The following is a 23,950-nucleotide window of genomic DNA, read 5'->3' on the forward strand; positions in this document are numbered from 1 at the left end:
CGCCTAGCTGAATTCGATGACCTTGACGGTCGCCTCCGGACGATCGCGAAAGCGCGCCGCGTCGCGCTCGATCTGCGCAAGCTGGTCCATCGCCGCCGAGCAGGCAAAGCCGTATTTCTCGCGCACACGCTCGGACGCGATACCCAGCGCCTGCCGCGATCGCGCGACGAAATCTTCCAACGCGTAGGCCTCGCCCGGTGTGAAAAAGTCGCCGATCACGAGCGAAGGCGAATAACAGTTCGCTTCGTCGCCATCAGGCCATTGAATGCGAAAGTGCATGACAGGCATTGCTAATCCTCGAATCAATGAGTAAGCAGAGCGCGCTTCGCGAGGAAACGGCGGTAGGCGTCTACGTGATGCTGCGCGCTCGCGGCCCAGCTAAAGCGCGCGAGCAACGCAGGCACGGCGTGCTCGAAGTCGAGACAACTCTCGCTCAACGCTCGCGTTAATGCCGCAGCGATCGAGGCCACGTCGAGTGGATCGGCCCAGTAGCAAGTGGTTTCGTCGAGATACTCGGTGAATGGCGCAATCGACGAGGCCACCACCGGCGTCCCGCTCGCGAGCGCCTCCAACACGACGAGACCGAAACCTTCTCGCAACGACACCATTGAGAGAACATCGGCGCATCGAAACAACGCGGGCATGGCAGCGTCTTCGAGCGGACCGGTCACTACGACGCTTTCATGCGGGCCGATGGACAGACCCAACTCGCCTGCGCGTTGCAGCAAGCGGCGGGTATAGGCATCGTGATCAAGCAGACTCGCACCGCCCGCGATAACCAGCTGCGCTTGAGGCACATTGCGGCGCATGGATGCGAACGCTTCGAGCAGCGCCAGTGTGTTCTTGCGTGCTTCGATGCCCCCCACTGCCAGCACGATAGGTCCACCGTCGATGCCGAAACGCTGCCCGATTTGCGCGTCGTGTTGGTCCCGCTGCGAAGAAAAACGCTTCATGTCCACGCCGTTCGGCACAGTGATGGCATTGATGCCATACATGGATTGCATTTCACGCGTCCATGTATCACTCACGCACAACACCTGATCCGCGTCCTGATACGCGCGCCGTTGCCAGGCTGCCAACTTGAGATCGTTGAAATGATCCAGGTGGTGAACCGTACGCATGAAGCCGTGAATGAAACCCTCCGCTTTCAACTCGGCGAGTGCATTGCCGCTGACGCTGTCCTGCGCGTGCAGCACGTCGAACCCGCTTGCGTCCTGTTCGATGAGTGCTCGCCGGAACGCATCGATCCGCGCTTCGACCATCGCAACGGTATCGGCCTGAGCCAATAAGATAGGTGCATACACCACGCGGCACGCCGGCAGACGAAACAGCGTCTCGCCAGGCGCGGCCGGCACGAACACCGTCACGTCGTGCCCAAGCATCGTCAAAGCCGCCGCCAGTTCCAGCGTATGCACGACGCCGCCGCGCGGATTGACCGAGTGCGTCAGCAAGGCGATACGCAACGCGTTCATTTCGTATCACCCTTCCCGACGATGAACGGCTCGAGCTGAAAGTCCCATAGCGTTGCAACATCGTCCCGCCGATGCAGAACAACCTCGCTCGTTGCATCAACGGAACCGATCACCGCACACGCGAGGGCACGCGCGTCGAATTGCCCCTGCACGGCATCGACATGCTCCGGCCGCACGGAAAGCAAATAGCCGAAACTCGGAAAGGCAGTCACCCAGCGCTCCAGCGTCACACCGTCAGGCTTGGGAATGCACGCGAGATCGATCCGCGCTCCCATCTTCGAACATTCGAGCAACATCAGCGCAGTGCCGAGCGTGCCCGCCATGCTGATATCTTTCGCGGCGTCGCACAGACCACTTTCCGCCAGTTGAGGCAACAGTTCGAGATCGCCGTGCAGACGCTCGGGCGGTGCGTTCACGGAAGCATTCCAGAACGGATACGGTTCTTCGAAACGGCCGCGTAGATCGACTGCCATCATCAGACTGTCGCCCGGTTTCGCGTTGAAGCTCGACAGCAACGCCTTGGCGCGGCCGATAATCGACACCGCCAGTTGCGCCGCGTCGCTGCGCGTATTCGTATGGCCGCCGACAATCGGCACGCCATACGCGACAGAGGCCGCCGCCATGCCCGCCAGCACCTGGTCGGCCGCGCCGATGCCCGGACTCCACAGCGCGTCCACCACCGCCAACGGCCGCCCGCCCATTGCATAGATATCGCTGACGTTGACCATCACGCTGCTGTAGCCGGCGAACCACGGCATGGTGCTCACGAAATCGCTGACCATGCCTTCGATCGCAAAGAGCAGATAGCCGTCGCCATCGGCGAGCGCGGCACAGTCGTCGCCGAGCGCCACGGCTTGCGCGAGATCGTGCGTGCCGCGAGGCAAACGCTTCGCCAGAGAGTCGACCACGTCGACGATATCGGTCTTGTGCCGGAACCCGCGGCTTTCGCGCAAGCCGGCGACGAGATCGGCGACGTTCATACCGCACTCCGCGCGGGCTCAGGACGACGTGAATACGCCGGCGCTTGCGTGCGCGTGACAAAGCCGCTATTAGGCGTCACGCACGGCGGATAGCGGTCCAATTGCGCCTGCATCAGATGATGCGGTCTGCCGAGCAGGGTTTCCTCCGCGAGCACGTCCCAATACATCGCGCGAAAGAGCGGCACATTCTGGCTCTGCACATGCGCCAGGAACGTCTCACAGCCGAGCGCATGCGCGCTGCTCACCGCGAGACGAATCAGCGTCGCACCGATCTTTCCATGTCGGCGAAACGCCGCATGCACGGCGAGGCGCGAACCGAACCACACGTTGTCGTGATCGCAATGAATGCGTACGGTGCCGACCACCTGCTCCGGCATGCCGCCGAGGCAACTGACGGCGACCAGTTGCTGTGCGTGCTGATCGATATCGTCGCGATCGTCCCCGACGAAAATGCCCTGCTCGACGCAGAACACAGCGCGCCGCAATTTGAACGCCTCTTCGGCTTCCCAATTCAACGTGGTCCACTTGATACGGAATTCGCCCGGTGCATATGGCGCGAAAACGATGTCACCATCCAGCGCCTCGCCTGCAATCGCTTCACCGAACATGATCACTCCTCGTACGATGACAGCGACGAACACGCGCCGCATTTGCCACAACCGGCCTTGATATCGCTCGAGCGCATGGCAGCGGCATTGAGCATGCCGCCAAGCGGCTGCAACACCGACTTCATGAATTCAGGCGTGGGCGCCGGATGATCTTCGAGCGGCGTGCCGCTGATCGGCACGAACGGCACGACGAACGGATAGACGCCGAGCTCGATTAGCTCGCGCGACATCGTCAGGATGGCTTCCGCGCTATCGCCGAGCCCGGCGAGAATGTAGGTACTGACCTGCCCGCGCCCGAATACGGCCACGGCGGACTCGAACGCTTCCATGTAGCGCGACAGCGGCACGCTCGCCTTGCCCGGCATGATCCGTTCGCGCAAAGCGGGCGTCACGACTTCGAGATGCATGCCGAGCGTGTCGATGCCGCTTGCTTTCATGCGCGCGAACCAGCGATCGTCGTCGGGCGGCTCGCATTGCGCCTGGATCGGCAGATCGACCGCGGCCTTGATCGCGAATGCGCTCTCGCACAGAATCTGCGCGCCACGATCCGGCGTGGGCGGCGTGCCAGTGGTCAACACCATATGCTTCACGCCGTCGAGCAATACGGCCGCGCGCGCCACTTCCGCGAGTTGCTCCGGTGTCTTGCGCGCAATCGTGCGGCCCGCCGCGAGCGACTGCCCAATCGCGCAGAACTTGCAGCTTTTGCGCCGGCTCTCGTATCGAATGCAGGTTTGCAACACGGTGGTCGCGAGCACGTCCGCACTGTGCAGTGCGGCGATATGCGAGTACGGCACGCCGTCTAGCGTCTGCATGGCGTAAAAACGCGGCGCTTTCGGAAAGCTGATGTTGGCGATCGGAATCGTGCCGCGCAGCAGCGCGCTCGAACCACTCGCATCGGGCGTCTGCGCGACGAAGGGCGAGTGCCACGCGGTGCTCGTATGCACGGGCACCATGATCGTCACGCCGTCCACCGTCACCGCCTTGTGGTCAGACGGTCCCGCGCCGCCGCGCCGGCTCGCCGCGCCCGCATCCGGCGACACGAGCCGCAGACCGGTCGACTGCAATTCAGTCATCAATTGCCGGCTCTGCGCCGACAGCGACTCGCTGGCGTTCATCGCATCCTCCTTCGGTTGAATTCAAATCGGCGCTCGCGGCGGCAGGCCACGCCGGCATTGGCGCCACGGTTTCCGCGGGACGCCGGTTGATCGCGAGGCTCAGCAACTCGGGGCGCGCGTAATGGCCGACCGAATCCATCATGCGTTTGCGCTTGGTGATCAGCGCCATATCGAGGTCGGCTATCACCATGCCTTCGCCTTCGCGCAGCGGCTCGGCGAGATGCTGGCCTTCCGGCGACACGATCGCGGTATTGCAGCCGCCGCGCAGCGCCTTCTGCAAATTCGGATCCGGCGTCACGGACGCGATCTGCGCTTCGGTGAGCCACCCCGTCGCATTCACGACAAAGCAACCGGACTCCAACGCGTGATGCCGGATCGTCACCTCGATCTGATCGGCGAAAATCGGCCCCACCAGCGAACCGGGGAATTGACTGCAATGAATCTCTTCGTGTTGCGCCATCAACGCATAACGCGCGAGCGGGTTGTAGTGCTCCCAGCAGGCAAGCGCACCGACTCGCCCCACCGCCGTATTCGCCACCGTCAAACCCGCTGCGTCGCCCTGTCCCCAGATCATCCGTTCATGAAACGTCGGCGTGATCTTGCGGCGCTTGAGGACGATCCGGCCATCCACGTCGAAGATCAACTGCGTGTTGTAAAGGCTGCCGTGATCGCGCTCGTTGACGCCGAGCACCACCACCATCCGACGCAAACGCGCCTGCTCGGCCACCGCCTGCGTCACCGGGCCCGGCACGATCACGGCCTCTTCGTAGAGTTTCATGTGATCGGCGCCGGACGCAACGGGCGGCCGCACGAAAGAGAAGTAGGGGTAATACGGCACGAAGGTTTCGGGAAACACGACTAGTTGCACGCCATCGCGTGCCGCTTTTTCGATTGCCTCGCAGACCTTTTCGAGCGTGCCGCCGCTGCGCTCGAAGTCGGGCGCGATCTGAACCGCTGCGGCGCGCACGACGCGCTTGCCCGTCGATTTTTCGGACATGGTGGTCACTCGCCTTTCGTCAAACCGTCCACGTATGGATGATCAACGCGTTGTCCTTGCGGTGAAGCAACTGGATGTCGAGCACGTCGAGCGGGCTGATCGGCCGGATGCCTTCGATCAGCGAGGCTTCCCCGTGGCCATACAGTGCCTGCAGCGCGAAGCGGCACGCGTAGACTTTGCCGCCCTCTTCCATGAACTTCATCAGTTGCTTGTTGAAGTTCAGATGGCCGGGAAACGCTTCGTCGCCGAGCGTGGGAAAGCCGCGTTGCAGACCGAGCGTGACGCCCGGTCCATACAGCAGCACCGAGGTTTCGAAGCCCTTGCGTTGCAGGCGCGTCGCCTGCAGCAGATTGACGAAACCGATCGAGCCTTCGAACGCGACTGTGTGAAACGTGACGAGCGCCTTCTCGCCCGGCTCGGCTTTCACGTCTTCGAAGACTTTCTCCTCGTAGTCGACAAGGTAATCGCCTTTCTGATGCAGCGGTTTGTTGACGGCTGGCATGACACTCTCCGATCAGGTTTGCTAAGTAAAAGAGGGCGCGCGTTCAAGCTGTGCGCGCTTCTTCCAATGCAACGGCCGTGCCATTGATCGGCCGCGCGAATGCGATCAATCAGCAATCAATTCCGTCTCGATTCGAAGTGCGACTCGAAAAAATTTTTGGCGCGAAGGTTGCATACGACTCAGACATGCCGCGCTAACACCGTTGGCGCAGCCTTACCGCACCACCCATGTGCGATTCGCGCATAACGACGTGTCGGCATGGTGCAGTCATTCACCACGGTCGATCAATCCGATCATTGATCGCATGCGGATGCGATCAACTTCTTTCAACGTGAATAGAGACCCGAAGGCAATGAGCAGCCCGACACATCACTGGATCAAACGCCTCGCCGACATTCGCAAGCCGGCTTATCTGGCGATTCCCGATCTGATCGAAGAAGATCTCGCCACCGGGCGGCTGCGTCCGCGCGACCGCTTGCCGGGATTGCGCGATCTCGCCCTGGAACTCGCGCTGAACTACACGACGGTGGCGCGCGCCTACGCCGAAGCACGCAAACGTGGCCTGCTCGATTCGCGCGCCGGCAGCGGCACGTTCGTGCGCGGCCGTACGGCCACGTTGCCGCTCGCAGGCGGCAGCAGCATCGAAATGTCGATGAACACGCCGCCCGAGCCGCCCGATTACGTGATCCGCCTGCGCGAATCCGCCGCGCGGCAGATGGCCGATAGCGATCCTTATCAGTTGCTCCGTTATCAGGACTTCGGCGGCTCGGCGGCCGACAAGGACGCGGGTGCCGAATGGCTGAGGCGCCGCGTGCCGCATTGCGACGCGCAGAACGTGCTGGTGTGCCCCGGCATCCATAGCGCGCTGGTGGCGCTCGTCTCCCAACTCGCGCGGCCCGGCGGCACCATCTGTCTCGATGCACTTGCCTACCCCGGCATCAAGGCGATCGCCGCGCAACTCGGCGTGCGTCTGCAAGCGTTGCCACGCGACGACGAAGGGCCGCTCGCTCACGCCTTCGAAGCGCTCTGCAAGACGGACAAGCCGAGCGCGTTCTATTGCAATCCGACGCTGCAGAATCCGAGCACGCTGACGCTCACGCACAAACGGCGCGAGGCGCTCGCCGACGTGGCGCTGCGCTACAGCGTGCCGATCATCGAAGACGATGCGTACGCGATGCTGCCGCAGAGCGCGCCCGATGCGCTCGCGAGTTTCGCGCCCGAGCTGACCTATTACGTGACCGGTTTGTCGAAGAGCTTCGGCGCCGGTTTACGCGTCGCGCATCTGCATGCGCCGACGCTGCGGCAAACACAACGGCTAGCCGGCGCATTACGCGCCACCACCGTGATGGCGAGTCCGTTCACAGTCACGCTCGCGACGCAGTGGATCGCGGACGGCACCGCCGCGGACATGCTCAACGCGATCCGCAACGAGTCGCGCGCTCGCCAGGCAATTGCCTCGCGCATGCTCGAAGCGTGGCCTTACGAAGCGCATCAGGATGGCTTTCATTTGTGGTTGCCGGTGCCGATGGAAAGCGGCTGGAGCGCGTCCGAACTCGCCTTGCAATTGCGCAATCAGGGGATCGCCGCCGTGGCGGGCGCCGCATTTTCCACCGATGGCAATCCGCCCAACGCCATGCGCGTCTGTCTCGGCGGATCGAAAACGCGCGATGAATGCGAGGAAGCGCTGCGCATCGTGGCGGAGACACTCGACCATCCGCATCATTTGCATTCTCCAGTCATGTAAGCCGATCGGCGTTATTGTCATACGAATACAGCGCATCACCGGCCGCTTACCAGCGTGCAGCGAAACGCTGCTTCCGCACGCATTGAAAACGCCAACTCGCAAGAAATATTTCGCGGGCAGTCGACACGCCGCCCCGCACGGCTCTCCCGCCATTGGCGAGCAATTGAAAGCATTCGCCGCTCAAGTCCCACTTGTTGAAGCCGTATACAGCGTGTGAGGCCCCCGCCTCACCGACTCCGGTTCACCGCTCACTCCGAAAGACCTCCGCTATGTTCACCTCCATTCGCGCGCGCATCGTCGCCCTGTGCGTCGCTATCGTTGTGGTCGCGCTCGCCGCCAACGCGGTTCTCAACTATGTCGTCGCCAACTCGTACAACGCCGATGCGATCGACAGCAGCCTGACCGCGGTCGAAAGCGGTCACGCGGACGGCATCAGCGACTGGGTCGCCGCCAACAGCCAGATGATCAATTCGTTGCAGGACGCAGTGCTGCAAGCCGATCCGTCCGCCGCGCTGAAGCAGATCGCCGCGGCCGGCAAGTTCACGAACGTGTATGTCGGCTACGCGGACAAGACCGCGAAGTTCTCCGATCCGACCGGCATTCCGCCCGACTACGATCCGACCGGCCGTCCCTGGTACAAGCAGGCCGCCGCGGCAGGCAAGCCGGTGGTGACGCCGCCGTACGTGGACGTGGGCACGGGCAAACTGGTGGTAGCGTTCGCCGCGCCCGTGGTGCGCGACGGCGCGGTGAAAGGCGTGGTCTCCGGCGACGTCGCGATGGACAGCGTGATCGCCAACGTCAAGTCGATTCATCCGACGCCGGCGAGCTTCGGCATGTTGATCGATGCGAGCGGCCATATCGTCGCGCATCCCGACGCGAAACTAACCCTGAAGCCGGTCTCCGACGTGGCGCCGGCCCTGACGAGCGACAAGCTCGCCGCCCTCTTCAGTACCGACCGTCCGCTGGAAATGGACGTGAACGGCAGCACGAAGCTGATGCGTGCCCAAGCGATTCCCAGCACGGATTGGTACGCGGTCGTCGCGCTCGACAAAGCCGAAGCGACGGCCGGCATGCGTTCGCTGCTGACCGCTTCGGTGATCGCGCTGATCGTGATCGCCGGCATCGCCGCCGCGGTCGTGGCGGCGGTCACGGCTGTTTCGTTTCAGCGTCTGTCGAAAGTGCGCGACGCCATGGACGCCATCGGCTCCGGCGAAGGCGACCTCACACAACGCCTGCCGGCCGCCGGCAACGACGAAGTCGCGCAGATCGCGCGTTCGTTCAACACCTTCATCGACAAACTCAGCCACGTGATGCGCCAGATTCGCGACGCCAGCGAATCGGTGCGCGTGGCCGCGAACGAAATCGCGGCGGGCAACGTCGATCTGTCGGGCCGCACGGAATCGGCCGCGGCGAGCTTGCAGCAAACCGCCGCGTCGATGGAGGAAATCACCTCGACCGTCACGCAATCGGCCAGCGCCGCGAAGCAGGCCGACGATACCGCCGTGTCCGCCTCGCAGGTCGCCTCGCGCGGCGGCGTGGTGATCTCCGAAGTGATTGCGACGATGGGCGAGATCCAGCATGCGTCGGTGAAGATCTCCGACATCATCGGCGTGATCGACGGCATTGCGTTCCAGACCAACATCCTCGCGTTGAACGCCGCGGTGGAAGCCGCGCGCGCGGGCGAACAGGGCCGCGGTTTCGCGGTCGTGGCCGGCGAAGTGCGCAGCCTCGCGCAACGCAGCGCGCAGGCGGCGAAGGAAATCAAGGCGCTGATCGAATCGACCGTGGCCAGCGTCACGTCGGGTTCCGGTCAGGTGCGCCACGCCGGCGAGACGATGACGGAGATCGTCAGCAACGTCGCCAACGTGACGACCATCATTTCCGAAATCACTCAGGCCGCCAACGAGCAGACGCGCGGCATTCAGGAAGTGAACCGCGCGGTCAGCCAGCTCGACGAGATGGTTCAACAGAACGCCGCGCTGGTCGAGGAATCCACGGCGGCCGCCGCCGCGCTGCAAAGCCAGGCCGTGAGCCTCGCAAGCGCGGTGACGCAATTCAAGCTCGATTAAACGCCTTACCTGGGACATCGCAGTGACGTTCTATAGAAATCTGAAGATCGCCATTAAATTGGCGTTGCTCGGCGCGGTGTTGTTAGCCGCGACGATGATCGTGGGTCTGGAAGGCTGGCACGCGTTGTTGAAAACGCATGAGCTGCAAATCCAGTCGGCGCAATCGCTCAGTCAATACGCGCAAGCCGCCGACACGGCGCGCGTCGCGCAGGTCGAGTTCAAGAAGCAGGTGCAGGAATGGAAGGACCTGTTGTTGCGCGGCGCCGATCCGGCTGCGTTCGCCAAGTACCGTGATGCCTTCGGCAAGGAAAGCGGCACGACGCACGCCGCCCTGCTGCGCCTGAAGGATCAGTTGAGTGCGTTGGGTGCGAACGTGGACGGTGTCGACAAGGCGCTCGCCACGCATGCTTCGTTGCAGGACAGCTACCTCGATGCGCTCAAGCATTACGATGCCGCCGATCCGAACACGGCGCACGTAGTGGACGGTCTCGTGAAGGGCATCGACCGCGCGCCGACCGCCGCGATCGACGACATCGTCGCCACGGTGATGCAGCAGGCGCAAGACTCCAATGTGCGCACGAGCGAAGCGGCGGAACGCTCCTATACGCTTGCCACGGCGCTGTTGCTGTCGGTCGTGATCGGTTCGCTCGGCGTCGGTGCATTCGCGGTCTGGTTTCTCAGCCGCAGCATCACGCTGCCGGTCAGGCAGGCGGTCGGCGTCGCGCAGGCGGTCGCAGCGGGCGATTTGCGCGCGGACGTGGCGGTGATGAGCCGCGACGAAACCGGCCAGTTGCTCATCGCGCTCAACGACATGAACCAGCGCTTGCGGCATATCGTCAGCGAGATTCGTGAAGGCGCGACGACGATTTCGTCCGCCACGCAGGAGATCGCGGCGGGCAACCTCGACCTGTCCGCGCGCACCGAACAGCAAGCGGCCTCGCTCGAAGAAACCGCTGCGTCGATGCAGCACTTCACCGACTCGGTCCAGCGCAACGCCGCCAATGCGCGCGAGGCCACGACGCTCGCGCAAACCGCCGCGCAAGCCGCGCGCGAAGGCGGCGCCGTCATGAGCGACGCGGTGCGCACGATGGGCCAGATCGACGCGGCGTCCAAGCGCATCGTCGATATCATCGCGGTGGTGGAAGCAATCGCGGCGCAGACGAATATCCTCGCGCTCAACGCCGCGGTCGAAGCGGCTCGCGCCGGCACGCAAGGGCGCGGCTTCGCAGTGGTGGCGAGCGAAGTGCGCAGTCTCGCGCAACGTTCCTCCGATGCCGCGCACGAAATCAAGGCGTTGATTCGCGAGTCGGTCGCCACGATCGACGCCGGCACGCAACTGATCAATCACGCGAGCAATACGGTGGACGGCGTGGTGGAAAGCGCCGGCAGCGTGACGCGTATCGTCGAATCGATCGCGACGGCGAGCGTCGATCAGGCAGCGGGTATCGCCGAAGTGAACGATGCCGTCACGCAGATGGACCAGGTGACGCAAAGCAACGCGGCGCTCGTCGAGCAGGCAGCCGCCGCGGCCGATGCGGTGCAAAGCAAGGCATCGGGGCTGGTGCAAAGCGTGAGTTTCTTCAGGCTGGGCGCCGCGGCTTGAGGGATCGGCACCGCGCGGCGACTGTTGTCGTGTGAGGACGAAGCGGCGCGCAATGCGCCGCTTACGACTCGAAGTCGAGTCCGCCGATCAAAACCAGAGGATCGGCCTGCGTATGCGAGAGAAAATCCAGTTCGCGCGCATGATCCCAGCCTGCAAGCTTGCGCGGCAACGCGGCCAGGTAGCCGGCGAAACGCGACGGCCCTTCCTCGCCCATCAGTCTCTCGATCTCGTCGCTGTCCCAGGTCAGATACAGATTCAACGGATACGGGTAATGTCCCATGTCTTCGATGGGCGCTGCATGAATTCGCACGCGTGTGGGACGTCCATGGCCGCCGTACGGCAGCACTTCGGTATGCACCGTGGTGGCGAAACAGGCGGCAATCGCCTCGGCGATGCGAGGCGCGAATTGTTCATCGAAACGGGCGGCGCTCTCGGGACGCATTTGTGTCTCCGACTTTTGTGCGTGATGAGCTAGACATCGTAGCACGCGCGGAGGCGCGCGCCGGTTGTGGATCCGCCGCGGCGGCATCAGGGCAATCGCACAAGACTCATAAGTCGCTCAGACTGGCGCGATATCGATCGTCCGTGCAAGCCTTGAGACAGCGGCTCTTCAGTCCTACCCATGAGGAGGTATCGCGTTCGAGCGGATTCAGGGCAATACGACGCAGCATCGCGAAGTTCCGAGCCGCGCCCCTTTGAGCAGCAATGCATCGACCAACTCCGGCATCGCCGTGATTGACCGAGCCTATGTCTTCGTCGGCAACCGGACTTCACTATGCCGCATTTCCATTGCATCGCCGGATATTTCAAGTTTTCCATCCGACGCCAGCATCTCGATCCTTCGCGCATAAAAGACATCGGGGACCCCTTTAAGGTGGCCCTTGTTTTGAATCATCGCCATTCCCGCGACCATCGCCACCTTCCGCCAGTCGTGCGTAACATTTTGCAGAATCGCCTCGTCAATCTGAAATAACTGCTTCGAATCCAGGTTGTCCACTAATTGCGCTTGAATCGAAGTTATCGAAGGCGTCTTTTCTTGTTTTCGGTCTTTCATTCCAGAAGTCTGCCTTAAAACGGAATAGAGCGTGTTTTTCAAATAGGCGGCCCGGATGATGCAAGAGCCCGCCTGCTCCTAAGTGAACGTTTGCTGTGTCGGTGCGCGGTTGTATTGCCTCAATTACCCCCGCATCGAGCGGGGATGCAACCCATCATACATCTGCGCATTGAGCCGCCCCAGATGTTGCGCATGTCGGGATCATAACGCGCTGTAGAACATAAAGTCCTGCACGCTGCCTTCTCCGCCGCACAGCCGTCAGTGCACTTAGCCGCAGCAAGGATTTTCTTCGGCGTACTGGGCAGATTTGGTCCCGTGTCATGCGGGTTTGCCCACCGATTGGACTCTCCGTAGTAGAGCCGCTGGGCGACTGGATCGGCCGCTCTCAGATAGCATAGTACACACAAGGGTTCAGTCTGGTTCGCTGCCCCGAGCATACTTTTTGCCGCCCCTACATGATTCGGTGGCGGCCCAGCGGGCGTAATGCCCCTCTCGTAATTGCTGAGCCACGTGTCAATCTCATCACTTGTTATCGCAACGTCAGGCCCTCGGTTGGTTGAAACGGTCGCGGTCCGTGATGACACATCCCCGCTCGCTGTGTAGGCGAAATTGACCTTCAATGTGCGCGATACATTTCCGTTGAGCACGCCGGCTTGTTCGCTGTACCAGAAGATAGTCACTCGTCCGCGTGAGTCATAAGCGATACTTGCGGTGAAGCCCGGACCATTGATCTGTGCGGCTCTATGCGCTTGATCCCGAATCGATATTATTTGAGAGGAAAGATTGATACGATTTGTGCTCTGACGGAGGCTACCGTACGCGTCCACCACATATGACCATTCTCCCGTTTTTATTCCGTTCTCGTACATCTGAGCGAACAGCAGTAGATTCGTTGGGTCGTATGCCATCCCATAGGTGCGCGTTTGACCTCCGGCCGTTGACGCATCGAAACCTTTGACACCCGTCGGATCGTCCGTAGACAGTTCGCTAATCCCCGTTGTGTTGCCGTTCGTGTCATAGACGTAAGAACGCATCCATCCAGGGGATGCGATCAACGAGGGCAATAGACTCGTTGCGTCGGCATACCTTATCGAGGTTATGGCAGTGCCAGACGTCGTCGTTCTCACCGATTTTGTCGGACGCCCAGCATCATCGTATGTATAGGTGGCGCTATCTCCATTGCCCGACGTCTGAGTTAGCAAACGCCCGGAACTGTCCCACGTCACTGTGCCATTACCCAACGTCGAATTCACTACGGTTGGTCGCTGCATACCAGCGATCAGCGACGACGCCAGAAACGTATATCCTTTGCCGTCTGTAAGTGTGGTCGAACCACCGCCATAGGATAGTTGCACGTTCTTTGTCGTGTCGGGATGGCTTACAGCAACAACTCGGCCTTGCTCATCGTATGCCCACGTCGCTGCGCGCGAGCCGCCCTCATCAATGATTCCAGTGAGAACCGCAAGAAATCGCTTATCGTCATAGACGTAGCGGCGTACATTGCCGTCCGGCAACGTAGCGGAAACGAGATTGTTGTGCGTGTCATACCCGTACCGTGTAACAGCACCGGTAGGGTCGGTCATTTGAATGATGCGCTGTTGCGAATCGTAGGCGAGTTGAATCCTCAGATCGATGTTCGGATTGGAACCCGCGGCGTGCTGCCTAATGGATATGAGGAGCCCCGATGCCGGTGCAATGCTCGTCGGCGTACTGGAGTCACTATAGGTGAGACTGGTGGTCATGTTCGTCCGGGTACTGACGGACTGTAGGACGCCCTGAGCCGAATACGTTTCCGTTTCGTCGGTAAGCAGGTCTTTCAGCGTCCACGACGACGACTGCTGCGTGAGGCTCAGCGGCGAACCATCCACGACTCGCCATGCGTCGCCGGACTTCGCAAAGACGACTCGACCTCCCTCCGGTCGGTACGCGCTAACTTGCGGTGGATTTCCGCCCACATTTGCCAGCCCGAGCTGTCTTTGCCAATTATGGAACCAGCTGACACCAATACCCGCGTCGGTCCTGATGAACGGTGATGACCGATATGAGCGAATGAACTTTAAAGGTGTATCGTCGCCGCTTGCAAAATCAGTTTCCGTTAAGGTGGTCACCCCATTTGCCGGAAGGACCGGATCGGCGGCCGCACAATTTTTGTCGGGATCGGCCGGAGAGGGGGTCCCGCACCAGCTCTCGATGAGAGGTCGATTGTTTGGGCAGTTATAGCTACCCATCCCGACTGGGGTATTTGACGTAACGGTTAGAACACACGCAGGCGTACCCGGTGAAGCGCCGGATTTGCCGTAGAGGCCGAGACAAAGCGAGTCGCCACCGTCTGCACTCACATGAGCGCTCATGATCAAGCAAGCAAGTGCGGTGGCTGTCCGAGCTAGTATTCTTGTTGCCCCGTTAAAACATTCTTCGTAGTTCATCAAGCTCCCAAACCCCAATGCGTGTTAGAAATTGATATTGCCGCCAACACTTCACTAGGTTGAAGCCACCAAGATAATAGGAGGAATCCTAAATTGCACCTCCGATCAGTTTCCCATTTGCGCACAATCGCATAAGGCGCATAGGCCGAGCAGGCTGGCGTGATATTGACCGACGCCGACTATCCGCTCGCTCTCATGGAAGCCGCGCCTTTGCACCGCTAGCTTGCGCCGGTCCTGCTTCTGAAGAAGGTGGGCGCCGTGGCGCCGATGGGTTCGTACAGCGGCCCGGCCACGGAAATCCTGATGCCGGGACGGCAGTCGGTGGGACCGGTGTAATACACTGCGGACGATGGCAAAAGCGGCGCGCCGATGCTCGCCGGAACCGGCGAGGCGGACTGGAAAATTGTGCCCGCGCGTCAAGGCGGCGCCGATGAAATCCGACAGCTATCAGGCGCGATGCAGAAGAAACCGTAACTGCAGCTTCGCGCTGCCCTCTCGCATCAAACCGTCTTCAGAATCCGCGGCCTCGTTTCGTTCAACACGCTTGCCGGCTCAGGCACCGCATCGGGCGCACTGTCGCCCTTCTCCGTGCGCATCGACAGATAGCGCAAACAGCACACCCGCAAAAACGATGCGAAGTTAGTCGGCATTTCGCCGCGCAGCGCTATCAGTTCGTCGTAGAGCTTCACGGCGAACTGGCTGGTCGTCATGCTCTCGCGCGCGGCGATTTCGTGCAGCACGTCCCAGAACAGATTCTCCAGCCGGACCGTGGTAATCACGCCGTGAATGCGCAATGAGCGCGTGCGCGATTCATACAGGATCGGATCGGCGTTAATGTATATCCCACACATAACGTTCACTCCCGGTTTCCAGGCGCGCGCGCCGTGGCGCTTTTCATGCAGCCACGGCGCGCCGCCCGCCTTCGTCAACATACGCGGGCATCCAGCACTCGACAATCGCATCGAACCCGAACGCCGCTCCTGCCCCGTCGAACCGCTTTACACCGCCCGTTTGTTCATCTGCCCCGCGATGTGATCCGCCTGGCGAATCGCCAGCGTGACGATCGTCAAGGTCGGATTTTCCGCCGCTCCGGTGGTGAACTGGCTGCCATCCGAAATGAACAGGTTCGACACCTCGTGCGTCTGGCCGAAGCGGTTGCACACGCCGTCTTCTGCGCGCGCGCTCATGCGGGCGGTGCCGAGGTTGTGCGTGGACGGATACGGCGGCACGCGATATACCGTCTTCGCGCCCGCCGCTTCGTACACCGCGGTGCCCTGCTTGTATGCGTGCTCGCGCATCGCTTCGTCGTTCGGATGATCGTCGAAGTGCACGTTGGCGACCGGCTGGCCGTATTGGTCCTTCACGTCCGTATTCAAGGTCACGCGATTGCTCTCGCGCGGCATATCCTCACCGACGATCCACATGCCGGCCGTGTACGCGTATTGATCCATCGCCTGGGCAAATGTCGGACCCCACGCGCCCGGATTGAGAAAGGCCGCGTAAAACGGCAGACCGAGCGAAACGGTCTCCATGTGGTACCCGCCCGCGAAGCCGCGCTGCGGATTGAACACCGCTTCGTCCTCGATGATGCCGGCCATCGTGGTGCCCTTGAACATATCCACCTTGTCGTTGAACACCGCATACACCGAGCCCGTGGTGTGACGCATGTAGTTGCGGCCCACCTGCCCCGAGCCGTTCGCTAGCCCCTGCGGGAATTTGCTCGAATGCGAGTTCAACAGAAGCCGCGGGGTCTCGATCGAATTGCCGGCCACCGCGACGATACGCGCCTTCTGCCGCTGCAATTTACCCTTCTCATCGTAGTAGAGCACCTCCTTCGCCTTGCCGCGCGCATCGGTTTCGATGCGCACCACGTGGGCCTGCGTGCGCAACTCGAGATGACCAGTCGCCTGCCCGCGCGGCAACTCGGTATAGAGCGTCGACCACTTCGCGCCCGTGCGGCAGCCCTGAAAACAGAAGCCGCGCTGGAAGCAATGCGCGCGGTCGTCGCGCACCACGCTATTGATCGCCATGTGGCCGGTATTGCATTCCTTGTAGCCGACCTTCATCGCGCCGGCCGACATCACCTTGAAGTTGTTGTTGCCCGGCAGGCCCGGCAGACCGTTGGTGCGCGTCACGCCCATTTTCTGCGACGCGCGGTCGTAGTACGGATCGAGTTCTTCGCGCGTGAGCGGCCAGTCGAGCAGGTTGGCGTCCTTGATATTGCCGTAGGTCGTCTTCACCTTGAACTCGTACGGCTGGATGCGCAGGCTCGCGCCGGCCCAGTGCGCGGTGGTGCCGCCCACAGTCTTGCAGATCCACGCGGGCAGATTCGGAAAGTCCTTGGCGATGCGCCAGGAGCCCGACGTGGTGCGTTTGTCGAGCCATGACAGCATCTGGAACGCGCCCCATTCGTCAGTCGTGAAATCGGCCTGCGTATGCAGCTTGCCCGCTTCCAGCACCACGACGTTGATGCCCTTCTGTGCCAGTTCGTTGGCGAGCGTGCCGCCGCCCGCACCCGAACCGATGATCACGACGACCTTGTCGTCGTTGTGCGAAAAACGCACCTTGTTGTTGTCCTGATTCATGTCTTGTCTCCGCTGTCGACCAGAGTTGGCGCTTTAGCGCCTTACTCTGGTCCCATGCACAATGTTTGCCGTCGTGGCGATTAGCTATCCGTTGGAATCGGGCCGCTGGCGGCTGCCGGCGGATTGGGCAGCCACGAGAGACTGTTGAATCCTTTGTTCAGATAACCGGCGTCGCCTTCCGAAGCGCCGTACCCGAAGTGCGCATACGCCATGGTGTTGGCATACAGCGAGACCACCGCGGTGCTGCGTATCGTGTTGAAGAAGGGCGTGCCCGCGAGCGACGCGACGTCTTTCGCCTGGTCGGAAGGCGTGCGCTTGAGCCAGTCCGAGCCGGCTTGCGCGTCGAGCTGTTTGACGCCGTCCGCGAGTTGCTGGCGCACCGCCGGATCGGCTTTCGCTTTCGCGTCGAGGTCCTTGACCACCAGCGCATAGACCGCGTTGTCGAGCGTGGGGTGCGGATAGAGCTGCCGCGTGAAGGCCAGAATCACTTCGCCCTGGTGCGTGTCCAGCCCTTGCAGCTCGAGCGCCCAGGCGCGGCTCGGTGCGAGCGTCGACAACACCGACGAGAACGCCAGCGTGCCCATCAGCACCCCCGTGCCTCTCAATAGCTCGCGCCGCGTGAGCGGAATCCGCAACGCGGCCGCGGCCGCCTTCGCCGCGCGACGTTCGTCGCCGGTTTCATGGGAATGTTCATGGGGATGCGCATGCTCATGACCAAGCGCATGACGTGCGTGATCGGACGTGACGATCGGGATGATCGTTGTCTTCATGTCTGTCTCCTTTGTCGACCAGAGTTGGCGCTTTAGTGCCTACTCGGGTCCCATGCAAGGTTGCTTGTGGGGTATTGCAACTATGCGCGGCGGCCGCCTGGATTGCTTTTACTATTGATAGTGGCCGTAGCGTTCCAGCACTTCGATCTTGTAACCGTCCGGGTCCTGAATGAAAAAGTAACGCGCCAGCAACTCGCCGTTGTCGTTGTGAAACTCGCGCAGATCGTTGGGCGCCATGCCGAGATCGAGCAGACGCTGCCGTTCGCTTTTCGCATCGTCCACGCAAAACGCGACGTGACCGTAGCCGTCGCCATGCGAATACGGTTCCTCGCGGCCTTTGTTCCAGGTGAGTTCTATTTCGGCGTCCGCTTCTGCGTTGCGCAAATAGACGAGCGCGAAGTCCGGAAAGTCGAGCCGGTGCGATACGTCGAAATTGAAAGCCTTTTGATAGAACTGCAGCGAGCGCGGCAGATCGTGTACACGGATCATCGTGTGAATGAGTTTGGCCATCGGTGTCTCCTCGTGTTTGAATCAAGTTTAGGAGGCCGCCCACGCGAGTGGTAATGCACGGCTAAATCACGCCAGGGACTTGCCCTATGTTGCGAGAGCGTCGTTTGCGGGGTTTTCGTTCGCGCGTCGACGACGCAAACAGCGACGGACAGGGCGCCGCGTCAGGTTGCATTGCAGCACACCTAGCGGTTCAAGCGAGCACGCGCCGAATGGCATTAGGCAAAACCCGACCTCGACGTTGTGCTAACGCGTATCCGGTGAAGCCCATTCGTTTTTGCCTCGTGGCCATGCACACGCGCCTCGAGTTTCCCTAAGATTCGGTTGGTGTCTTCTTGATTGCTGTGGAGCGTAGTGCGTTATGGAATTCGATACGAAAGTCGCGATCATCGTGCTCGACGATCTCGCTGTCTGGCAAAAGCTCAATGTGACCGCGTTTCTCGCGACGGGAATCGCCGGCGCCGCACCGGAGGCGATGGGCGAGCCGTACGAGGACGCGGCGGGCCGCCGGCACGCGCGTCTGCTCGGCCAGCCGATGATGGTGTATCAGGCGGACAACGCGGGTTTGCTGCGCGCGTTTCGCCAGGGCATCGAACGCGAATTGACGCGCGCCGTGTATGTGCGCGCGATGTTTGCGACCGGCCACGATCAGGCGAACCGCGAGGTGTTCCGTGCCGAACCCGCCGATGCGCCCGACCTCGTCGGCATTGCCGTGCGCGGGCCGAAGAAGGCGGTCGATAAAGCCGTAAAAGGTCTCTCACTGCATGCGTGACACGCCGTGCCGCTGTCGCGTTCAGAGTTCAGGACTCGGGCCGCGCTCCAGATAGGTGGTCAGCGCGATGTAGCTGCGCGTGCCGGTAAAGCCTTCGATCGCATGAATGCGCGCGAGCAGTTGTTCGAGCGATTGCGTATCGCGCGTACGGACCTTGAGCAGCATGGCGCTCTCGCCTGTCACGGTGTGAATCTCCTCGACGTCCGATAGCTCCTGCAGTGCCAGCAGTTGCCGCGTCACCGCCCAGCTCGTGGTAACGACATGTACGAACGCGAGCAATGGACGGTTGAGCCTCGCGGCGTCGAGCGCGGCGACGGTGGCCTTGATCACGCCATCCTTCTTCAACCGCCGGGCGCGTTCGTGGACCGCGGGCGCCGACAGAAACAGCAGCTTGCCCAGTTCGGCGTAAGTCCGCGTGGCGTCTTCGGCGAGCAGCGCGAGCAGCTTGCGGTCGGTGTCGTCGAGCGAGGCCGGGCCCGGTTGGGTGCCCGGCGTCCGGAGCGCCTTGCCGCTGCGAGTCGAGGGTGGACGTGGGCCGGTGCTCATCGTTTTGCGGTGGGATTGTCCCCGTCTTCTCCGAGTCCCTCGCGCAACGCTTTGCGGATCACCTTGCCGGTCGCCGTCAACGGCAGGCTGTCGACAAAGCGGATCTCGCGCGGATATTCATGCGCGGCGAGACGCGTTTTGACATGCTGCTGGATCTCGCGCACGAGCGCCTCGTCGCCGACAAAGCCGGCGTTCAGCACCACGAACGCCATCACGATCTCCGTGCGTTCGCGATCCGGCGCGCCGATCACGGCCGCCATCGAAACAGCCGGATGACGCAGCAACGAATCTTCGATCGAAGCCGGCCCGATTCGATAACCGGCGCTCGTGATCACGTCGTCGCCACGACCGACGAAGCGGATGAAGCCGTCCGCGTCGCGCGTGCCGAGGTCGCCGGTCACCAGAAACTTGCCGCGGAATTTCTCGCGCGTCGCCGCCTCGTTGCCCCAGTAGCCGAGGAACATGACCGGATCGGGCGCGGCCACCGCGATATCGCCGATTGCGCCTGGCGGCAGTTCGTTGCCGTCCATATCGACGATCGCGACATGATGCCCCGGCACCGCGCGGCCAATCGCGCCGAAGCACGGCTCGAACAGCGCCGCGCACGACGACAGCACGACGTTGCATTCCGTCTGCCCATAGAACTCGTTGATCGTCACGCCCAGCGCCGTGCGGCCCCAGCCGATCAACTCCTCGCCGAGCGATTCGCCGCCGCTTGCCACCGAGCGCAACGCGAGGTTCCAGCGTTCGGGATGTTCGACGCCGCGCATCATCTTCAGCGCGGTCGGCGGCAAGAACGTGTGCGAGACCGCATGCCGCGCCATCAGATCGAACGCGGACTGACCGTCGAATTTCGCAAAGCGGCGCGCCAACACCGCGACGCCGTGATGCCATGAAGGCAGCAGCACGTCGAACAGGCCGCCGATCCACGCCCAATCAGCCGGCGTCCACATCAGCGTGGCGTGCGCGGGAAAGCCCTGCTGCGACATCTCGACACCCGGCAGATGACCCAGCAACACGCGATGCCCGTGCAGCGCGCCCTTCGGTTTGCCGGTCGTCCCCGATGTATAGATGATGACCGCCGGATCGTCGGCGCCGGTGTCGGCGGGCGTGAAGCTGGCCGATGCGCTGTTCAGCGCCTGCCAGAATGAACGCACGGCTACTTGCGGATCGCCGCTGTCCTGATCGATATCCACGCTGAAGACACTGCGCAATGCCGGCAACGCCGCGCGGATTTCATCGACCTTCTGCACGCCGCCTCGATCAGTAATCAACGCTACAGCACCGCTATCGCCTAGCCGGTGTTCGATCGCGTCGACGCCGAATAGCGCGAAGAGCGGCACGGCCACCATGCCGGCCTTGTAGGCGGCGAGATGCGCGATCGCCGTTTCGATCGATTGCGAGAGGAAGATGCCGACGCGGTCGCCGCGTTGCGCGCCCGCTGCGAGCAACGCATTGGCGAAGCGGTCGGACAGCGCCTTCAACTGGTCGAACGTATAGCGTGTGGCGTTGCCCTCGGCGTCTTCGTAGATCAGCGCGAGGCGGCCCGAACCGTCGGCCCATTTGTCGCATACGTCGACGCCGATGTTGTAGCGCGCCGGGATGTGCCACGCGAAGTTTGCCGCGAGCGTTTCGTAGGTCTGGCCGTCGAGATTCATCGTGTCTGCTCCTGCAAGCCCGTCGGCGGTTGATAGCGCGGGAAGCCGTTATATTCGATCGTACGCTGCGCTTCAGCGAGCGGCCATGAATGGCGCGCGTTCGGCACACCGCCGTCGACACGGATCACCGTGCCGTTGATGAACGCGGACGCCTCCGACAACAGAAAGACCGCCGCGCTGGCGAGTTCGGATTCGGTGCCGAAGCGCTGCAGCGGAACCTTGTGTTTCAGCGTGCGCAGCAACGCCTGATACTCGTCGTTGTAGCTGTCCATGCCCGCGGACGCAATCCAGCCGGGCGCGACCGCGTTGACTCTGACGCCCGCGTGGCCCCATTCGCATGCGGCCGTTTCCGTGAAGTTCCATACGCCGGCGCGCGCCGCGCCTGAATGCCCCATGCCCGGCATGCCGCCCCAGATGTCGGCCAGCATGTTGACGATCGCGCCGCCGTGGTTTTGCATCCATTGGGTATAGCACTCGCGGGACATCAAAAACGTGCCGTGCAGATTGTTGCGCACGACCGCGTCCCAGCCGTTCAAGGAGATCTTTTCGAGCTTGGCGGGGAATTGGCCGCCTGCACAATTGAAGAGACCATCCACGCGGCTTAAATCCTTGATGATCGAAGCGATCGTTTCACGGACCTGTTGCTCGTTGCGGATGTCGCAGGAGTAAAGCTTGTGGCCGTTGGCGGAGGACGGATGATCCTCGGCCAGTTCGGCTTGCACTGCTTTCAGCTTGTCCTCGCTTCGGCCGACCAGCGCCAGGGTCGCCCCTAAGGACGCGAGTTCGTGAGCCGTGCATCGGCCGAGTCCGCTGCCCGCACCGGTGACGATGATCACCTTGCCGGCGAAAAGACCTTCGCGGAAAACTGAACGGTAGCCGTTTGACGGCGGTGAGGTACTCGACGAAGCTGCGGGCATTCGGGTGTCTCCTCCATGTGCTGCGCTTTCGATGTTTTCTGAGTTTAGCTCAAGTTTTATCCGCATGTTGCGCACGTTTGCAATTTTTGTTTCCTCTACCACGCCATTAGCATTGAAACAATCTTTGAGCCAGACTCAATTCGCCCTCAATGGCCCGCCGATCCCTTTCGATGAACGTCTCCTCCGTCTCCCGTCGCGTGCCCGTGGAGGCGCACTCCGAACAACGACTCGAGGCGATTCTGGACGCGCCCCGGCTCGTGTTTTCCGAAGTCGGCTTTGAATCGGCCACATGACGGAGATGGCCGGGCACGTCGGCGTGTCGCAGGCGACGATCTTCACGTACTTCGCCGGCACGCACGATCTCTGCGTTCGCGTGCTCGGCAATTGATACGACGAGATCATCAGTCAGGTTGAAAAACGAATTGCCGCTGATCGCGGGCACGCGCAACAGGTTCGCGCATTTGGTGCGGACGCACCTCTACCGGCTGACCGTCGACGGCACCGGTTTATGCGCGCTCATTCTTTGCGAAGGGCGCGAGAAGCGCAGGAGGCCGCGTTGCGGCAGTTGCGCAACGAAGTCATCGGGGCGGTGAAGCGGTTCGAGGCGGCGGGTTGGAAGTGAGCGGGCGGCGCTTACGGGTCGACATGATGAATGCACGAGCGGCTAGGACTGCAGAAAGGGAAAGACGCGTTCGAGCAGCAACTCGGGGGCTTCCTCGGGAATGTAGTGACCGCACGGCAGCGCTGCGCCGCTCACATGGCCAGCCCATTGCCGCCATTCGGCGAGCGGCTCGAAGCATTGCTCAATCACGCCTTGCGCGCCCCACAACGCCAGGAAATCGCATTCGATCTTCCGCCCTTCAGCGAGCGACGCGCGGTCATGATCGAGGTCGATTGTGATGCTCGCGCGGTAGTCCTCGCAGATGCCATGCGCGGTGCCGGGGTCGCTCAGACAGCGCAGATACTCGGCGTAGGCCGCGTCGGTGAACGGCGCGAGGCCGGCGCTGCGCGCGCCGATGGTCTGCTTCAGATAGAGATCGGGGTCCGCGCGAATCAGCGTCTCGGGAAACGGCGCGGGACGCACGAGAAAGAACCAGTGCCAGTAAGCGCGCGCGAAGTCGAACGAGGTTTGTTCGTACATCGCGAGTGTCGGCGCGACGTCGAGCGTCACGAGTCGCGTTACCGTCTGCGGATGATCGAGCGCCATGCGAGCGGCCACGCGCCCGCCGCGATCGTGCCCGATCACGGCGAAACGGTCGAAACCTTGCGCGCGCATCAGCGCGACCTGATCGGCGGCCATGCGGCGCTTCGAATAGTTGCCGTGGTCGTGCGTGCCCTGCGGTTTGCCGCTGTCGCCGTAGCCGCGCAAATCCGCGGCGATCACCGTGAAGTGCTGCGCCAGCGTCGGCGCGACCTTGTGCCAGATCGCGTGGGTCTGCGGATGACCATGCAACAGCAGCAAAGCCGGCCCGTTGCCGCCGCGAATCGCGTTGATGCGGATGCCGTCGACCTCCGCCGACGCGTCTGTGAAATCTGCAAACATCGTTGCCTCCCATGTTTGGATGAAGTCTAATTGATGCCTGCTGCGATATGGTTTCGCCTAAGGCAATCCGGAATTAACTTTT

At 62.1% G+C, this 23,950-nt stretch carries 22 protein-coding genes; 4 read left to right on the forward strand and 18 right to left on the reverse strand.

Features of this window, described 5'->3' with window-relative positions:
- Positions 1-3: 3 nt before the first annotated feature.
- Genes ACQKRQ_RS18325 through ACQKRQ_RS18355 form a run of 7 tightly spaced genes read right to left on the reverse strand, consistent with a single transcriptional unit; the run spans position 4 to position 5,674 of the window.
- Positions 4-288 (reverse strand): MSMEG_0570 family nitrogen starvation response protein, encoded by a 285-nt coding sequence (locus ACQKRQ_RS18325; RefSeq protein WP_408218291.1) that lies wholly within the window; start codon positions 286-288, stop codon positions 4-6.
- A 14-nt stretch (positions 289-302) separates the two neighbouring features.
- The gene (locus tag ACQKRQ_RS18330; protein ID WP_427478619.1) at positions 303-1,472 is read right to left on the reverse strand and encodes an MSMEG_0565 family glycosyltransferase; all 1,170 of its coding nucleotides are present in this window, start codon (positions 1,470-1,472) and stop codon (positions 303-305) included.
- On the reverse strand, positions 1,469-2,452 hold the full coding sequence (locus tag ACQKRQ_RS18335; RefSeq protein ID WP_427478621.1) for a sll0787 family AIR synthase-like protein: 984 nt from the start codon (positions 2,450-2,452) through the stop codon (positions 1,469-1,471). Before ACQKRQ_RS18335 ends, ACQKRQ_RS18330 begins: the two co-directional genes overlap by 4 nt.
- Complete coding sequence (locus ACQKRQ_RS18340) at positions 2,449-3,060, reverse strand: MSMEG_0567/Sll0786 family nitrogen starvation N-acetyltransferase (RefSeq protein WP_427478623.1); 612 nt, start codon at positions 3,058-3,060, stop codon at positions 2,449-2,451. Before ACQKRQ_RS18340 ends, ACQKRQ_RS18335 begins: the two co-directional genes overlap by 4 nt.
- A gap of 2 nt (positions 3,061-3,062) precedes the next feature.
- Positions 3,063-4,133 carry an MSMEG_0568 family radical SAM protein gene (locus tag ACQKRQ_RS18345; protein ID WP_342960380.1) on the reverse strand — a complete coding sequence of 357 codons (1,071 nt, stop codon included), beginning with the start codon at positions 4,131-4,133 and terminating at the stop codon, positions 3,063-3,065.
- Positions 4,126-5,172 carry a Nit6803 family nitrilase gene (locus ACQKRQ_RS18350; RefSeq protein ID WP_427478625.1) on the reverse strand — a complete coding sequence of 349 codons (1,047 nt, stop codon included), beginning with the start codon at positions 5,170-5,172 and terminating at the stop codon, positions 4,126-4,128. The genes ACQKRQ_RS18345 and ACQKRQ_RS18350 overlap by 8 nt, the downstream gene beginning before the upstream one ends.
- Positions 5,173-5,191: 19 nt before the next feature.
- Positions 5,192-5,674, reverse strand: coding sequence for an MSMEG_0572/Sll0783 family nitrogen starvation response protein (locus ACQKRQ_RS18355; RefSeq protein WP_054040483.1), 483 nt, complete (start codon positions 5,672-5,674; stop codon positions 5,192-5,194).
- A gap of 352 nt (positions 5,675-6,026) precedes the next feature.
- Between ACQKRQ_RS18355 and ACQKRQ_RS18360 the strand changes: the two genes are divergently transcribed.
- From ACQKRQ_RS18360 to ACQKRQ_RS18370, 3 genes are all read left to right on the forward strand, one after another.
- Positions 6,027-7,418, forward strand: a complete 1,392-nt coding sequence (locus tag ACQKRQ_RS18360) for a PLP-dependent aminotransferase family protein (protein ID WP_427478628.1) — start codon at positions 6,027-6,029, stop codon at positions 7,416-7,418.
- A gap of 269 nt (positions 7,419-7,687) precedes the next feature.
- Positions 7,688-9,487, forward strand: a complete 1,800-nt coding sequence (locus tag ACQKRQ_RS18365) for a methyl-accepting chemotaxis protein (protein ID WP_427478630.1) — start codon at positions 7,688-7,690, stop codon at positions 9,485-9,487.
- Between the two features lie 22 nt (positions 9,488-9,509).
- A complete protein-coding gene (locus tag ACQKRQ_RS18370; RefSeq protein ID WP_427478632.1) occupies positions 9,510-11,090 on the forward strand; it encodes a methyl-accepting chemotaxis protein in 1,581 nt (526 codons plus the stop codon).
- A 61-nt stretch (positions 11,091-11,151) separates the two neighbouring features.
- On the opposite strand, the gene ACQKRQ_RS18375 is transcribed toward ACQKRQ_RS18370, so the two are convergent.
- From ACQKRQ_RS18375 to ACQKRQ_RS18405, 7 genes are all read right to left on the reverse strand, one after another.
- The gene (locus ACQKRQ_RS18375) at positions 11,152-11,532 is read right to left on the reverse strand and encodes a DUF5594 family protein (protein ID WP_427478634.1); all 381 of its coding nucleotides are present in this window, start codon (positions 11,530-11,532) and stop codon (positions 11,152-11,154) included.
- A 303-nt stretch (positions 11,533-11,835) separates the two neighbouring features.
- The gene (locus ACQKRQ_RS18380) at positions 11,836-12,144 is read right to left on the reverse strand and encodes a DUF3658 domain-containing protein (RefSeq protein WP_427478636.1); all 309 of its coding nucleotides are present in this window, start codon (positions 12,142-12,144) and stop codon (positions 11,836-11,838) included.
- A gap of 119 nt (positions 12,145-12,263) precedes the next feature.
- Entirely contained in the window at positions 12,264-14,570 is a 2,307-nt protein-coding gene (locus tag ACQKRQ_RS18385) for a DUF6531 domain-containing protein (protein WP_427478638.1), read from the reverse strand.
- A 500-nt stretch (positions 14,571-15,070) separates the two neighbouring features.
- On the reverse strand, positions 15,071-15,421 hold the full coding sequence (locus ACQKRQ_RS18390; protein WP_132376834.1) for a ribbon-helix-helix domain-containing protein: 351 nt from the start codon (positions 15,419-15,421) through the stop codon (positions 15,071-15,073).
- 147 nt (positions 15,422-15,568) lie between these two features.
- Positions 15,569-17,155, reverse strand: coding sequence for a GMC family oxidoreductase (locus ACQKRQ_RS18395; protein ID WP_132373721.1), 1,587 nt, complete (start codon positions 17,153-17,155; stop codon positions 15,569-15,571).
- Between the two features lie 80 nt (positions 17,156-17,235).
- Positions 17,236-17,925: a tat (twin-arginine translocation) pathway signal sequence gene (locus ACQKRQ_RS18400; RefSeq protein WP_427478640.1), complete on the reverse strand. Its 690-nt coding sequence runs from the start codon at positions 17,923-17,925 to the stop codon at positions 17,236-17,238.
- Positions 17,926-18,036: 111 nt separating this feature from the next.
- Positions 18,037-18,435 (reverse strand): VOC family protein, encoded by a 399-nt coding sequence (locus tag ACQKRQ_RS18405; RefSeq protein WP_408180070.1) that lies wholly within the window; start codon positions 18,433-18,435, stop codon positions 18,037-18,039.
- Positions 18,436-18,793: 358 nt separating this feature from the next.
- Between ACQKRQ_RS18405 and ACQKRQ_RS18410 the strand changes: the two genes are divergently transcribed.
- A complete protein-coding gene (locus ACQKRQ_RS18410) occupies positions 18,794-19,204 on the forward strand; it encodes a DUF2000 domain-containing protein (RefSeq protein WP_132373718.1) in 411 nt (136 codons plus the stop codon).
- A gap of 21 nt (positions 19,205-19,225) precedes the next feature.
- On the opposite strand, the gene ACQKRQ_RS18415 is transcribed toward ACQKRQ_RS18410, so the two are convergent.
- The 4 genes from ACQKRQ_RS18415 to ACQKRQ_RS18430 form a co-directional block, all read right to left on the reverse strand.
- Positions 19,226-19,750, reverse strand: coding sequence for an Lrp/AsnC family transcriptional regulator (locus ACQKRQ_RS18415; RefSeq protein WP_427478642.1), 525 nt, complete (start codon positions 19,748-19,750; stop codon positions 19,226-19,228).
- Positions 19,747-21,408, reverse strand: a complete 1,662-nt coding sequence (locus ACQKRQ_RS18420) for an acyl-CoA synthetase (protein WP_427478644.1) — start codon at positions 21,406-21,408, stop codon at positions 19,747-19,749. Before ACQKRQ_RS18420 ends, ACQKRQ_RS18415 begins: the two co-directional genes overlap by 4 nt.
- Positions 21,405-22,325, reverse strand: coding sequence for an SDR family oxidoreductase (locus ACQKRQ_RS18425; protein WP_427478646.1), 921 nt, complete (start codon positions 22,323-22,325; stop codon positions 21,405-21,407). The genes ACQKRQ_RS18420 and ACQKRQ_RS18425 overlap by 4 nt, the downstream gene beginning before the upstream one ends.
- A gap of 664 nt (positions 22,326-22,989) precedes the next feature.
- Positions 22,990-23,868 carry an alpha/beta fold hydrolase gene (locus tag ACQKRQ_RS18430; RefSeq protein WP_427478647.1) on the reverse strand — a complete coding sequence of 293 codons (879 nt, stop codon included), beginning with the start codon at positions 23,866-23,868 and terminating at the stop codon, positions 22,990-22,992.
- Positions 23,869-23,950: the final 82 nt, after the last annotated feature.

Source organism: Paraburkholderia sp. NPDC080076 (assembly GCF_050281145.1).
In the GTDB taxonomy this organism is placed as follows: Bacteria; Pseudomonadota; Gammaproteobacteria; order Burkholderiales; family Burkholderiaceae; genus Paraburkholderia.